This window comes from Erythrobacter sp. SDW2 (genome assembly GCF_021431965.1).
Lineage (GTDB): Bacteria > Pseudomonadota > Alphaproteobacteria > Sphingomonadales > Sphingomonadaceae > Parerythrobacter.
Window position 1 is genome coordinate 964,114 of sequence record NZ_CP090370.1, and the last position, 14,859, is coordinate 978,972.

The window sequence follows — 14,859 nt, forward strand, 5'->3', positions numbered from 1 at the left end:
AATGTGGTTTTCGATGTCCTCGCTTCGCCTTTTTGTTGCGATGATTGGCATTGGCCTGTGGGCAACGACCCAAACAGTCAAAGCTGAGGGTTTCGACGCCTGGCAGATCCACACGACCGACACAGGCTGTCTCGCCTATTCCTACCAATATTCTTTTGCCGACATGGAAAATGACCCAAGCCCAATGAGCTATGTCTGGCTTGGCCCACCCTGTACCCCTGGCCAGCCGATCAACGGCGAAGGGATGATGCTGGTCATGCAAAGACAGATTTGGGAGGATGGTGAAATCTACAGGGTTGCCTGGCTTGAGAAGGGGCGCTGGGCCAATGGCTATAAGGAAGGCCAGTTCGAAACGCGCGAGTACGAAGTCGATGCGGCCGGCCGCATCCCGCTCGATAATCCTAGGGATCTGCCGCCCGATTTCATCTATTCGACCTTCACTGGCGGATGCCTGCCGAACCAGATGATGATGTCCGGCGTGACGGACTTCCCGGGCTTCAACGCCGACGATTATACATGCAAGCCGAGGCAGATAAGGAACCCAATCCGGATTCGGCAAGTCGCACCTTACTTTGAGGTTCCGGAATCGCTGCGACCCAAAACAACCGTTGCTGCTGGCCCGCCCGCCCTCTTTGCCAAACCGGCACCGGCCTCTGACAGAACCGCTGCAATCAGTCCGGCCAAGCCCGTGTCGGGCCCCCCTGCTGCGGGAGTATATGGCAGCTACGGCAATCCCCTGGAGGTGATGGATGCTTCGGATTGCTTGATCTATAGATCAGGCCCGGGCAGCGGGCTGTGGAACAAGTGCCCCTACGACGTTGTGTATGAGGTGTGCGTGGTCAATCCGCAGACCTCATCCGGGCAGTGGTATCCCTGTGTCCCCGGCAAACCTTCCGGGGGTCTGTGGACCGCGCGAGCCAGCCAGGTCCCTAGTGATGCGAAATCCGAAGCCGACGGCTCAGGTGCGCATCTTTACTGGTTCGCTTGCCGCTACGACCGGACCGAGGGGCCGCAGTTCTTCGATCGGGACGCGAAGAAAGAGGCCGTGTTTCAGACCGGACGTGGACTTGTCGGAGGGCAATGCATCGCTTGGGCGGACCTGGGCTAGCGCTCAAGGTCCGGCTTTAACGCTTCTCGATCTTCACCGGCATCTGGGTGAAGCCGTGCAGGAACGGACTGGCGAGCCGGGTCGGCGCGCCCTGCGGGACGATCCGCCAGCCGCGCTCGACGATTTCCTCGATCACCGTCCCGATCTGCGCCTCGGCCAGCCGCGCCCCTACGCAGCGGTGGATGCCATGGCCGAAGGCGAGATGCCGCCGGGCGTTCTCGCGGGCGACATCGAAGCGGTCGGGGTCGGCAAACACTGCCTCGTCGCGGTTGGCCGAGATGTACCACATCACCACTTTCTCTCCCGCCGGGATGTGCTGCCCGCCAAGCTCGGTGTCGCGTGTGGTTGTGCGGCGCATATGGGTAACGGGTGACTGCCAGCGGATGATTTCCTGCGCGGCGTTGGGGATCAGCTTGCGGTTGCCATGCAGCGCATCGAGCTGTTCGGGAAACAGGTCGAGCGCTTCGACCAGTCCGCTGATCGAATTGCGCGTGGTATCATTCCCGCCCACGATCAGCAGCGCGATATTGGCCAGCCGCTCCATCGGCGTCAGGCTCCCCATCGCTTCGGAATGGACCATGCGGCTGAGAAGGTCGTCGGCCGGCGGGGCGGCGCGCCGTTCGTCGAGCAGCTGGTCGAAGCGGCCCAGCATCTCGTGCATCTGCTTAACCCATTCCGCCCGGTACTCGTCGCTCTGGCTGTTTTCGCCCACTCCGCTGGCATAGTCGGACCAGCGCTTGAGATCCGGCGTTTCGGCATCGGGGTCCATGTCGAACAGGATGCACAACATGCCCATGGTCTGCGGGATCGAGACCTCGGTTACCCAGTCGAAGGTCTCGCCTAGGGGCAGCTTGTCGAGCAGGTATGAGCACCGTTCGCGCACCTGCAGCTCGCGGGTCTTCATCTGGCTCGGCGCAAAAGCCGGCTGGATCACCTTGCGCTGCGCGGTGTGGACCGGCGGGTCGGCGGCGATGAAGTTGGGCAGATTGCTTTCCGGCGGCGGGGTGGTGATGGTGATGTTGCCGTTCATCCAGCTCGACGAATAGGTCTCGTGATCGAGCTCGACCGCCGCGACCAGGTCATGCGTCACCACCGACCAATAGGGGCCGTAGAGGCTCTCCGGGCAGTAGCTGACCGGCATCTCGCGCCGCAGCTGCGCGAAGGGTTCGTGCCAGCGGTTTTCGACATAGAGCGCCTCACGGCTGATATCGACCGGCGCGATCGCGCGCGGCTCCTGCACGGCTGTGGCCATGGCTCTCTCCTCTTCCCGACGCGAAAAGTTGCATAGTAAGACGAATCTGGCAACTTGTTCATGAGGGGAGAAGAAACGCATGGCGGCAACCGCACCGGCAATCGACAAGAACGCGCTCAAGGCGAAATATGCCGAGGAGCGCGACAAGCGCCTGCGCGCCGATGCCTCGGCGCAATATGTCAGGCTGGAAAGCGAATTCGCCGACCTCGCGGTCGATCCCTACATGCCGGTGGCGGCGCGGGAACCCGTCACCGATCACGTGATGTTCGCCTTCGTCGGCGGCGGCTTTGCCGGACTCTGCGCCGGCGCGCGCCTCAAGCAGGCGGGTTTCGACAGCGTGCGGATTATCGACAAGGGCGGCGATTTCGGCGGCACCTGGTACTGGAACCGCTATCCCGGCGCGCAATGCGACACGGCGAGCATGGTCTATATGCCGCTGCTCGAGGAAACCGGCCACATGCCGAGCGAGAAATACGCCCATGCGCCGGAAATCCGCGAGCACTGTGCACGCATCGGGCGACAGTTCGGCCTCTACGAACATGCACTGTTCCACACCCAGGTGACGGCGATGGAGTGGGACGAGGCGCGCACCGTGTGGGTAATCGAGACCAATCGCGGCGACCGCTTCACCGCCAAATATGTCGGCATGGGCACCGGGCCGCTGCATGTCGCCAAACTGCCGGGTCTGCCGGGGATCGAGACTTTCCGGGGCAAGAGCTTCCACACCAGCCGGTGGGACTATGGCTATACCGGCGGCAATCCCGAAGGCGCGCCGATGACCGGGCTTGCCGACAAGCGGGTGGCGATCATCGGAACCGGTGCGACTGCGGTGCAATGCGTGCCCGAGACTGCGAAGTACGCCAAGGAACTCTACGTCTTCCAGCGCACCCCATCCTCGGTCGATGTCCGCGCCAACGAACCGATCGATCCGGAATGGTTCGCGCAGATTTCCGGCGAGGGCTGGCAGAAGAAGTGGCAGGAGAATTTCACCGCGCACTTCGGCATGGGGATGCCGGCCGAAGACCTGGTCGACGACGGCTGGACGGACCTCGCCAAGCGTATCCGGTCCAACATGATGCAGGTGCCGCCGTCCGAATGGACGCCGGAAAAGGTGCTTGAGCTGTTCGAGGATGCCGATTTCCAGAAGATGGAGGAAATCCGCCGCCGCGCCGAAGCATTGGTGGACGATCCCGAGACGGCGGAGGGGCTCAAGGCCTGGTATCGTCAATTGTGCAAGCGGCCGTGCTTCCATGATGAGTATCTGCAGGCCTTCAACCGCCCGGGTGTGAAGCTGGTCCACACCGACGGGCTGGGGGTCGAGCGGATTACCGAAAAGGGCGTAGTGGCGAACGGCACCGAATACGAGGTCGACTGCATCGTCTATGCCTCCGGCTTCGAGGTCTGGACCGATTTCGAAAGCCGCACTGGCTTCGATCCGGTCGGGCGCGGCGGGCAGAAGCTGTCGGAGCACTGGGGCGATCACATGCGCACGCTCCACGGACTCCAGATGCACGGCTTTCCCAATGCCTTCCTCGTGCAGGCGACACAGGGCGCGGCCTTTATCGCCAACTATCCGCACAACCTTGTCGACCACGCTGATACGATCGCTGCGATCATCGGCCACATGGAGAGTGAAGGTCTCGATGCGGTCGAGCCGATGGCACAGGCCGAGCAGAAATGGCTCGATTTCCTGCTCACCGGACGCGGCAATGCGCTCGCCAGTACCGAATGCACGCCGGGATACTACAACAACGAAGGTGCCGGCCTGCGCGAGCGAGACAAATACAACCTCGGCCATCCCGGCGGGGCGCTGGCGTTCTTCACCCACATTGCCGCGTGGCGGAGCTCGGGCGCGTTCGAAGGGCTGGCATTCCGCTGAAGGACATCCAACGCAAATGGCTTGACCGAGCGCCGCGCATGCCGTTTCGTGAGCGCATTCAACGAGGTGAGGGAACTGCCTGCATGTTTTTTCGAGGATCGATCGCAGCTGTCATGGCGCTGCTGGCGGCAACCGGCGCGAATGCCCAGCAAGCCGCCGAGCCATTGACCCGGCAAGTGTTCATCACTCAGATGGATGCCGAGTTCAAACGGCTCGACGGTGACGGCAATGGCATGGTCGTCGCGGCGGAGATCGTTGCGTCGCAGCAGCAGGACGCGCAGGCCGAGGCGCTGCGGCAGAACCAGATTGTCTTCGGCCAGCTCGACAAGAACGGTGACAACCAGCTCAGCCCCGAGGAATTCTCCGCCCTTGCCAACCCGTCGGCCATTCCGGTCGATGCCACCCCGCTGTTGAACCAGTTCGACACCGATCGCGACGGCATCATCACTCTGGTTGAATACCGCATCGCAACCCAGGCCAATTTCGACCGCGTCGACAGCGACCGTGACGGGGTGATCACCGACATGGAAATGCGCGCGGCGGGTATCCAGCCTTAGGCATTGATCGCCCCGGGTTCCCCCGGGACGTGAATCAAGGCCTCATCAGAGCAACCGCGCGCCAGATCCTCCTAAGAACTGCGTCAGAACCCGAAGGTCGCCGCCACGCGCCCGCCGACGCGGTCGTCGCCGGTGTTGCCGGTGACACCCGCCGAGAGGTAGACGCTGTCCGAGACCTTGCCGGTGACGAGCCCGGCAAAGGCTTGCTCCCCGCCATAGGCCGCGCCTGCAACGGTGATCGAGAAGGCCTTGTCAGGCACGATCGCCACCCCGCCCAGCGCCATGGCGGCAGCGACCCCGCCCGAGAGCGACTTGTCGAGTTCATCCAGGCGGAAGTTGACGTTGGCGAGGCCGCTTTCGAGGCCGGAGACGCGGCCGGTCAGCGCATCGAACTGCGCATCGGTGACCGCTGCGATATAGTCGAGCCCGACGCGGATGTCCTGCACCGCCGCCATGGACGCGACCGCGGTGGTGCCGAGGGTACCGCTGGCATCGACGGTCACTGCCTGCACCGGGCCGACCTGCGCCGCGGTCGAGGCGGCGATATCACCGATCCGGACCGAGCTGCCGGTCCCGCCGAGAGTGACCTGGTTGGCTGCTGTGGTGGCCGCTCCCTTGCCGATGGCGGTCGAGTTGGTGAAACTCGCCGTGGCGCCATTGCCGACGGCGGTAGAGCCAAGACCGGAGCTCGAGGCGTCCGAGCCCACTGCGGTCGACAGCTGTCCGCCGGCGCTGGCCTGATAGCCGAGCGAAGTGCCCTGCGGCCCGCCCGCTGTGGCGAAGCGTCCCACCGCAGTGGCGTTGCCGGCGGTCGCCTGGGCGCCGCCGCCGATGGCGGTCGCGCTCCCGGCGGTGGCGCGGGCGCTGAGGCCGATGGCGACGCTGTTGTTGCCACTGCTGAAAGCCAGCACACCGAGCGCACTGGAATTGATCCCGCTGGCATTGGCGTCCGCCCCGAAGGCGGAGGCGCGATCTGCGTTTGCCTGCGCTCCGATTGTGCCGACGTCTGTCCCGTCAGCACCGATGGCAATGGAGCTGATGCCGGAGGCGGCAGAGCTTGCGCCGAACGACATGGCGCTTGCGCCAGTCGCCTGGGCACCCGATCCGATCGCGATGGCATTGCCACCATTGGCGGTGGTTGGTGTGCCCTGTGGCGTGCCGCTGACGCCTGATGCGTTGCCGCTCGCACTGGCAGTGATCACGCCGCCGATGGCGATATTCCCCGACGCGCCGATACCGCCCGCAGTGGTCGCGAAGGCACCCAGGGCCACTTCATTGGAACCCAGCGCCGAACTGCCAAACCCGCCGGCAAAGCTTGCCTGCCCGGCCTTGCTCGCGGCACCCACCGCAGTGGCGCCTGTATCGTTGGCCTGAGTCGATGCGCCGAGTGCGGTGCCGCCGATGAATGCGGTCGAAGTGGCGTTGTTGCCGATCGCTACGCTCGAATTGCCGCCGGCAGTGGCGCTTTTGCCGATCCCGATGGTGAAGGCGCCGGTGGTCGTGACCGTATCGCCGATGGCGAGGGCGGAAAAGCCGTCGGCATTGGCTTGCGGGCCGACCGCCACCGAGCGTGTGCCATTGCTCGAGGCCTGCCCGCCGATGGCGACGGTCAGTTCACCCACCGCGTCTGACTGACCGATGGCAATGGCCCTGTCGCCGTCGGCCCGGGCCGCCGCGGCGAAGTCGATCCCGCCGCCGATGGCAACCGAATTGAGGCCCAGCGCCTGAGAGAACTGCCCTCCGGCAAACGAGTGGATCCCGCCACCCTGTGCGCCTTGGCCCACCGCGGTGGCCCCGTTCGCGCTGGCACTGGCCTGCCCGCCCAGCGCGGTCGCGTTGATCTGCGCCGTGCTGTCGAAGCCCAGAGCCACGGCGCCGCCATCGAGCGTGCGGGCGTTGTTGCCGACGGCGACGGACTTGAGCCCGGCAGCCTGGGCATCGGCCCCTAGTGCGACCGTCCCTGCAGCGGTCGCGCGGGCACCTGCCGAGTCTGCGTCATCGCCATCGCCGCCGATGGCTACGGCCCCGGCCGAATTGGCGAGCGAGGTGGTGCCGAGGGCAATCGAGCGGTCACCCGAAGCCTGGGCACCGGCATTTACGCCTTGTTCGCTGCCGATGGCGATCGAGGCGACACCGCTTGCCAGAGAGGAACTCGAATTTCCGCTGCCGATCGAAATGGCTGCAATGGCCGATGCGCGTGCATTGATGCCCAATGCAGTTGCATACTGGCTGTTGGCATTGGCGCCGCCCCCGAGCGCCGCCGATTGGACTCCCGTCGCGCTCGAAAAGGCACCCACTGCGGTGGCAACGAATTGGGTGGCCTGCGCACTCGGCCCGACTGCAATCGCTGCGCCGCCCGTCGCCGCCGCGCTGACTCCGCAGGCGAGATTGTTGTCGGCATCGTTCGAATTCGCTCCGCCATCGTTGTCGGTCGCAGCATCGACCACTCCGTCATTGTCGCGGTCGAGCAGGCAGTCGTCGGCCTGCACAGGCGTGCCGTAAGCGGCAATAGCGATGGCCAGCGCAGCGGCCGACGAAGTCAGGATCAGGTTTTTCATCACAGCAACTCCCTGGGTTTACCGGGCGTTGCCGACAGTCATTGACGCTGTTCTTGTATTCCCGAATGCGACCCGCGCGTCCCCCCGCCGGCCACGTCCTTTCTTGCGACCGAAACGGCGGAATGCGGTGTCGGTTCGCTGCGGACTGTCCGCCGTTTCCCTTTGGTTGGCAAGCGAATTCTGGCGGCGGACGTATCAGAATGGCACGCCCGCCGCTGAATCTTCAGAACCCGAAGGCGACCCCGACCTGGCCGCCCCAGCGGTCGTCACCGGTGTTGCCGGTCACCCCCGCAGTGACCACCATAGCATCGGAAACGCGTCCGGCGAGGACCCCGGAAAAGCCCTGTTCGCCGCCGTAGGTGGCCGCGTTGATGGCGATGGAGAAGGCCTTGTCCGGCACCATCACCGCGCTGCCCAGCGCCATCGCCGCAGCGATCCCGCCGGAGAGGCCCTTGTCCATTTCCTCGAGCCGGAAGTTGGTCTGGGCGAGGCCGTTCTCGAGGCTGGATACGCGTCCGGTCAGTGCATCGAACTGCGCATCGGTGATCGCCGCGATGTAATCGAGCCCGACGCGGATGTCCTGCACCGCTGCCATGGACGCGACCGCGGTGGTGCCGAGTGTTCCGCTGGCATCGACGGTCACCGCTTGCACCGGGCCGACCTGTGCTGCGGTCGAGGCGGCGACGTCACCGATCCGGACCGAGCTGCCGGTGCCGCCGATGGTGACCTGGTTGGCGGCAGTGGTGGTGGCGAGCGCACCAATCGCGGTCGAGTTGGTAAAGGCGGCGGTGGCGGTGTTGCCGATGGCGGTCGACCCCAAACCGGTGGCGTTGGCTTCGGAACCCACAGCGGTCGATTGCTGTCCGCCGGCATTGGCCTCATAGCCGACCGCGCTGGATTGCGGTCCGGTCGAGCTGGCAAAGCGGCCGACGGCGGTGGCATTGCCGCTGCTAGCGATAGCCCCGCCGCCCACAGCGGTGCTGCTGCCGCCGGTGGCCTGGGCATTGAAACCGATGGCGGCGGTGTTGTTGCCGCTGGCGACAGCGAAGCGCGATATCGCCGTGGCATTGATCCCGCTGGCGCTGGTCCCGGCACCCATCGCCAGCGCATTGGTGTTGCTGGCTACCGCGTCGGCACCGAAGGCAGCAGAGCGGTCGCCCGTCGCTTGCGCGCCAAGGGCACCGCCGTCATCACCGTCACCACCGACGGCGATCGAAGAAGCCCCGGACGAGATTGCGAACCCGCCGATGCCGATGGCATTGGCGCCCGTTGCCAGCACGGCCGTGCCCAGCGCAATGCTGTTGCCGCCGTTGGCAGTCGTGACGATGCCGCCCGAACTGCCCGTCACTGCGCCTTCGCTGCTGCCAATGGCGATATTGCCGCCGGTCTGAAGCGCGCTGTTGAAAGTGCTGGCTTGCGCGCCCACGGCGATCCCGCCATCGCCTGCACCTAGGCTGCTGTTGCCGACAGCCGTGCCGAGCCGCCCGATGGCCGCTGCCGATGTGCCCAGCGCCGTGGCCCCGGCTGCAGTGGCAGCCGCGTTCAAACCCACGCCTGTTGCTTCGAGGTCCGTGGCCTGCGCGCCGTAGCCCAAGGCGGTGGCCCCGGCAGCGGTAGCGTCCGTTTCGGCACCGACCGCTGTCGAGCGGATGTCGAAAGTCGTGGCCAGATAGCCCACTGCGGTCGAATTGCTCGATTGGGCCCGCGACCTTGCCCCGATACTTGTACCAAGCGAACCCGCCCGCGCATCGAAACCGAACGCGCTTCCCTGTACGCCATTGGCGAGAGCGGTAGCTCCAGCAGCCGTTGCGCCCTCGCCGGAACTGTCGGCAGAGAAACCCAGTGCGGTGGAATTGAGTCCGAGGGCCGTCGCAGTATTGCCGACTGCCGTCGTTTGTGGCGACAGCGCGAGGGCGACTCCGCCGACCGCCACTGAAAGGCTGCCGGTGGCTTCCGACCCGGCGCCGACCGCGACAGCGGCCGGACCAGTGGTCGTCGCCTGAAACCCGATCGCAATGGCATTTGTCTGCGATGCATTGGCGGAACCACCGAGGCTCACCGCCCTGAGGCCGGTGGCCTGCGCCGCGACGCCCAGGGCAATCGCGCTGTCCTGCGTCGCGTCGGAATTGGTGCCGATGCTGATCGCCGACGGGCCGGTGGCGGTAGCCGCTTGTCCAACCGCAACGGCACTTGCGCCAGCGGTTGCGGAGGTCCCGACGCTCGTTGCGTTTACGCCGTTGGCGATAGCCTGGTAACCGAAGGCGCTGGCGCCGAGTGCTGTCGCTTGCGAATTACCGCCAACTGCGACCGATTGGTCGCCGCTTGCTGCGGCGGTCCAGCCGACTGCGGTCGAGCCGGAGCCAATGGCATCGGACAAGTTTCCAAGCGCGGTCCCGCGCAATCCCGATGCGAGCGCATCGTAGCCCAGCGCCGTACTGCCGATCCCCGTAGCATCGGCGCTTGCCCCGATACCGGTGGCGTCTGCGGCGGTTGCCTGCGCGCCAGTGCCAAGTGCGGTCGAGCTCGTGCCTGTCGCATCCGATCCCTGGCCAATGCTGGTCGCGTCGGCACCGGTTGCCGCCGCTCCGTTGCCGACGGCCGTGGTATTGATGTTGGTCGCGTCCGCAGCCGTACCGATCGCCGTAGCGAAGTTGGCCGTCGCTTCGGCGTTGACACCGCAGGCCAATGCGCTGTTGTTGTCGTTTGAATTGGCTGAACCGTCATTGTCGGTCGCTGCATCGACCACGCCGTCATTGTCCCGGTCGAGCAGGCAGTCCTCGGCCATTGCGGTCTCGGGCGCTCCTGCAAGCAGAACGATAGCCAGCGCCAATGTGCTTGCACCTGCAGAGCCGTTGAAATGCCCCTTCGCAACAACTGCACGAACCATTGTATTTCTCCCCTGAGTAGACTGGTTCGGGCAGATAAGTCGCGGCAGAATCGGTGTCATACCCCAGCTGGTGTATGACTAAATATCGGTCGACATTTAGTGCTCGGCGGACATAGCGTGACGGGATCGAGGGGTTGTTCCATGAGTGAGGATAGGACCGATGGCGCCACCGCACAGGCCGCAGGAACGCCTGGCGGCGAACGCGAAATCGAGCTGGAGATCATTTCCAATTCATGGCTTTCGCTGACCTGTTCCGGCGGGTTCGACGCCATGCTGGCAAGCTGGGCGCGGAAGATCGACGCGCATGAAGCACAACTGCGCGACGATGCATTGGTCGACAGGGTGGTAATGCGCCAGTTCGAGCCGATAGACAGCCTGCTGAAGGCACAGACCGAATTCCGCCACGCGGACCCGTTAGAGCGCGAAACCCAGATCACCGCCAACCCGGTCATGATCCTCTCTCCCGATGGCACCGTCGCAGCCGCGGCAAACCGCGCGGAAAGTTTCTTCCGCATCGCGCTGGGCCGCAGGGCCGGGCGCGACTGGTTGTGCGATGAAAGCGAGCGGGACTTCGACACCCTGCGCCGCAGCGTGGTCAACCGGGGCAACACCGGATATGCGATCCTCAAGGTGGTCGGCCCCGACGGCATGGAAACGCTGGCTGAAGCCTATGGCCTGGTGATCGACGAATATGTCGGCGCGTTTACCGTGGTCCGCTCGCTAGCAATGGATTGGAAGCCGCAGGTCGGCGACCGGTTGGAGCAGGCCTATGGCCTGACCGCCAGCGAAGTCGAGATTTGCCGACTGGTCTTCGAGCTGTGCGACCTCGAGGCTGTCGCGGAAGAGCGCGAAGTGTCGATCGAAACGGTCCGGACCCAGGTCAAGCGCATTTTCGGAAAGCTTGGTCTGCACTCGAAGGCGGAACTCGTCAAACTGCTGGCAATGCTTTGCGCGCGTACCGTGGCAGAAGCCGAGAAGACCGACCTTGCCTGGTCCGATCCTCTGGGACGCGAGAGAATCCTTACGCGACTGGACGGGCGCAAGCTGGCCTACAGCTGGATCGGCGCCGAACATGGACGCGAGGTGTTGTTCATCCATGGCGACTTGCCGATGTTCTATCTCGAAGTGGGAACGCAGGCCATGCTGGCAGAGGCAGGGGTCAAGCTGATCTGCCTGTCCATGCCGGGCCATGGCAGCAGCGACCCGCCGCCGAAAGGCGTAATGCAGCTGGACGACGGCCTCGATGCCATCGAGTTCCTGATGCAGCAGCTCGGCCACACCCGCATGCCGATAGCCGCATCCTTCAGCGGCATGACCTATCCGATGGCGCTGGGCGGCCGAACGGCGCCGCCGGTTACGGCAATCCTCCTGATTGGCCTGCCGTGGAACCTGACCCCGGACATCTACAAGGCCATGGCCAGCAACAACAAGACCATATCGCAACTGGCGTTGCGCGCGCCGCGCATCCTCGATCTGGTCTGTCGGCTCGGTTTCCGGATGATGCAACGCGAAGGGCCGGACTTCTTCCTCGCCCGTGCTCTGACAGGCTCTTCGTTCGATCGCACACTGCTCAAGCGTGCCGACATTCAACCTCATCTTCGTGCAGCTGTGCAGCATCTCGTGGCACAGGGGCATAGTGCCTTTGTGCGCGAGGTCATCAAGACGGCAAATGCCGAACCGGCGCGTTTGCTCGCCGATCTCAAGGTGCCGCTGCACTGGATCGCGCCCGAGCATGTCACCACCAGCGGGCCGGAATATCGCATAGCTGCGCGGGCAATGAGCCCGCTGATCTCGGTCGAAACAGTGCCTGACGCCGGGGAATTGTTCCCGTTCGAGCGCCCCGAAGTGTTTGTCAGGGCGATGAGCGATCTCGCTTCCGACAACCCGGCCAGACGGTTTGCCGACCATGACGATCTCGCCAAACCGGCCGGTGACGCGTGATGCGTGGCGCATGATACAAGGCGCGCCGACAGATGGCCGGCCGCCATTGCCGGACTATCCACCGTTATCCGGCTGAGGCCCGGTCCCGCACGCACGGGCAGGGGGCGGGAAGGGATCGCGCAATTGTCGCGCGATCCCTGCCACCCTGCTCAGAACCCGAAGGCGAACCCGGCCTGCGCCACCACTTCGCCGTCCCCGGTGTTGCCGGCGACGCCTGCGCCGATGGCAAAGCTCTCGCCGACCCGCGCGGTCAGGCCCAGCGCATAGCCCTGCTCGCCATTGTAGGTCGCGACATTGCCCGCCAGCGTGAAGCTCTTGTCGGGCATGGCGATGGCGCTGCCCAAGGCCGCCGCCGCAGCGATCCCGCCTGAAAGGCCGGTGTCCAATTCCTCGAGCCGGAAGTTGGTCTGGGCGAGGCCGTTCTCGAGGCTGGATACGCGTCCGGTCAGTGCATCGAACTGCGCATCGGTGATCGCCGCGATGTAATCGAGCCCGACGCGGATGTCCTGCACCGCTGCCATGGACGCGACCGCGGTGGTGCCGAGTGTTCCGCTGGCATCGACGGTCACCGCTTGCACCGGGCCGACCTGTGCTGCGGTCGAGGCGGCGACGTCACCGATCCGGACCGAGCTGCCGGTGCCGCCGATGGTGACCTGGTTGGCGGCAGTGGTGGTGGCGAGCGCACCAATCGCGGTCGAGTTGGTAAAGGCGGCGGTGGCGGTGTTGCCGATGGCGGTCGACCCCAAACCGGTGGCGTTGGCTTCGGAACCCACAGCGGTCGATTGCTGTCCGCCGGCATTGGCCTCATAGCCGACCGCGCTGGATTGCGGTCCGGTCGAGCTGGCAAAGCGGCCGACGGCGGTGGCATTGCCGCTGCTAGCGATAGCCCCGCCGCCCACAGCGGTGCTGCTGCCGCCGGTGGCCTGGGCATTGAAACCGATGGCGGCGGTGTTGTTGCCGCTGGCGACAGCGAAGCGCGATATCGCCGTGGCATTGATCCCGCTGGCGCTGGTCCCGGCACCCATCGCCAGCGCATTGGTGTTGCTGGCTACCGCATCAGCCCCGAAAGCGGCAGAGCGCTCGCCCAAGGCCAGCGCACCGACAGTGTCGCCATCGTCGCCGTCGGTGCCGATGGCGATGGATGCGAGCCCGCTCGCCTCGGTGAATGCGCCGAGCGCAGTCGCCCCGACCGCGCTGGCGATCGCGCCATGGCCGAGAGCCGAGGCCCGTTCCTGCGACGCGCTGCTGAAGGAACCGAGCGCAATTGCGTCAGCTCCGCCCGCCTGCGCAAAGAAGCCGACAGCAGCGCTTTGTGAGCCAGCGCCGGCTTGTCCACCCAGCGCCGTGCCCCGGAACGATCCACCGGTCGCGGCAGCTCCGAGAGCGACCGAGTCTGGTCCTCCCGAGTTGGCCAGGAATCCGATGGCGACCGCTCCGGCACCTGCGGTCTGGGCGCTGGTCCCCACTGCCGTACTGCCTATCCCGGCGGCGATGGCCAGCGAACCGATCGCGGTCGTTTCGACATTGGTGGCCTGCGCGGCAAAGCCCAGCGCCAGCGCCTGGGCCTGGTTGGCGAGCGAATCCGTGCCGATGGCAATCGAATTGGTGCCCGAAGCCTCAGCACCGACGATCGCCGCGTCGCCGCCATCGGTACCGATAGCGAGGCTGCCGATTGCGGTTGCCAGGGCATTGTATCCCATGGCCGTCGATCCCTGCGCAGTCGCATCGGCCCCGGAGCCGAGGGCGGTTGCTTCAGACGCAATGGCTCGCGCGAAAAAGCCGACTGCAACGGTGTTGTTGTTGGTTGCGCCAGACAGATTGCCCAGGGCCGTGGAAGCCTGGCCCGAAGCTGACGCATTGGCACCCAGAGCGGTCGACAAGGCGCCCGAAGCCAGCGCCTCGTAGCCGACTGCGGTTGCTTCGACCTGCGTGGCATCGGCGCGGCTGCCGATGGCGGTTGTCTGGCCAGCCACCGCCTGGGCCAAGGAGCCCACTGCGACACCGCTTTCGCTAGTGGCGTCGCTGTCGCGGCCGACCGCGATTGCGTCGGTTGCCGTCACGGTAGCGCGTGTGCCCACTGCGACGCCTTCGGTGCCGAGAGTCGCGACCAAGGCAGATCGGCCGATCGCCGTGCCGCCGATTGCGTTTGCAGTGCTACCCTGTCCGACTGCTACGGAACTGGTGGCAGTCGCGGTCGCGCTGTGCCCGATGGCGGTGGAATCGCTGCCTGTGGCCGAGGATATGCGGCCGAACGCAGAGGAACGGGCGTTGTTGGCGACAGCATTGCTGCCAACGGCAGTGGCGAACTGTGCGGTTCCGGTCGTCGCGCTGACGCCGCAGGCCAAAGAGGTGTCGTCATTGTTGGAGCTGGCCCCGCCGTCATTGTCGGTGCCGGCGTCGACTACACCGTCATTGTCGCGGTCGAGCAGGCAATCGTCGGCCAGCGCGGGGGCACTGTGAACAGCCGCCACGGCGCCAAGCGCAATGATGGACGCGGTCAGGAACAATTTCTTCATTGGAGCAACTCCCTTGCTGCGGGCGTTGCCAGGCGTGAGTGAGCCTTAAGGCTTCTTGTACCGAATACGACCCGCGCGTCCCACCGCCGGCCACGTCCTCCTCTTGCCGTCGGCTGAGCGGAATGCACGGCCGGTTGGTATGGGAGGACTAGCGCATAGGT

General features: G+C 65.4%; 8 protein-coding genes. 4 read left to right on the top strand and 4 right to left on the bottom strand.

The annotated features are described in order from the left end of the window. The first annotated feature begins 1 nt into the window (after nucleotide 1). The gene (locus tag LY632_RS04720; protein ID WP_234092653.1) at nucleotides 2–1,108 is read left to right on the top strand and encodes a hypothetical protein; all 1,107 of its coding nucleotides are present in this window, start codon (nucleotides 2–4) and stop codon (nucleotides 1,106–1,108) included. Between the two features lie 16 nt (nucleotides 1,109–1,124). On the opposite strand, the gene LY632_RS04725 is transcribed toward LY632_RS04720, so the two are convergent. Next, nucleotides 1,125–2,360, bottom strand: a complete 1,236-nt coding sequence (locus LY632_RS04725) for a cytochrome P450 (RefSeq protein WP_234092654.1) — start codon at nucleotides 2,358–2,360, stop codon at nucleotides 1,125–1,127. A 79-nt stretch (nucleotides 2,361–2,439) separates the two neighbouring features. Between LY632_RS04725 and LY632_RS04730 the strand changes: the two genes are divergently transcribed. Together LY632_RS04730 and LY632_RS04735 are read left to right on the top strand one after the other, a co-directional pair. Continuing rightward, on the top strand, nucleotides 2,440–4,239 hold the full coding sequence (locus LY632_RS04730) for an NAD(P)/FAD-dependent oxidoreductase (RefSeq protein WP_234092655.1): 1,800 nt from the start codon (nucleotides 2,440–2,442) through the stop codon (nucleotides 4,237–4,239). A gap of 83 nt (nucleotides 4,240–4,322) precedes the next feature. Beyond that, nucleotides 4,323–4,796 (top strand): EF-hand domain-containing protein, encoded by a 474-nt coding sequence (locus tag LY632_RS04735; protein WP_234092656.1) that lies wholly within the window; start codon nucleotides 4,323–4,325, stop codon nucleotides 4,794–4,796. An 83-nt stretch (nucleotides 4,797–4,879) separates the two neighbouring features. Here the strand turns inward: LY632_RS04735 and LY632_RS04740 are convergent, their stop codons facing one another. Both LY632_RS04740 and LY632_RS14340 read right to left on the bottom strand, forming a co-directional pair. Next, nucleotides 4,880–7,354: a YadA family autotransporter adhesin gene (locus tag LY632_RS04740; RefSeq protein WP_234092657.1), complete on the bottom strand. Its 2,475-nt coding sequence runs from the start codon at nucleotides 7,352–7,354 to the stop codon at nucleotides 4,880–4,882. A 223-nt stretch (nucleotides 7,355–7,577) separates the two neighbouring features. Next, the gene (locus tag LY632_RS14340) at nucleotides 7,578–10,241 is read right to left on the bottom strand and encodes a hypothetical protein (protein ID WP_305040827.1); all 2,664 of its coding nucleotides are present in this window, start codon (nucleotides 10,239–10,241) and stop codon (nucleotides 7,578–7,580) included. Between the two features lie 141 nt (nucleotides 10,242–10,382). On the opposite strand from LY632_RS14340, the gene LY632_RS04755 reads away from it, so the two are divergent. Continuing rightward, nucleotides 10,383–12,182: an alpha/beta fold hydrolase gene (locus tag LY632_RS04755; protein ID WP_234092658.1), complete on the top strand. Its 1,800-nt coding sequence runs from the start codon at nucleotides 10,383–10,385 to the stop codon at nucleotides 12,180–12,182. Nucleotides 12,183–12,331: 149 nt separating this feature from the next. On the opposite strand, the gene LY632_RS04760 is transcribed toward LY632_RS04755, so the two are convergent. Next, complete coding sequence (locus LY632_RS04760; RefSeq protein ID WP_234092659.1) at nucleotides 12,332–14,698, bottom strand: YadA-like family protein; 2,367 nt, start codon at nucleotides 14,696–14,698, stop codon at nucleotides 12,332–12,334. Nucleotides 14,699–14,859 lie beyond the last annotated feature (161 nt).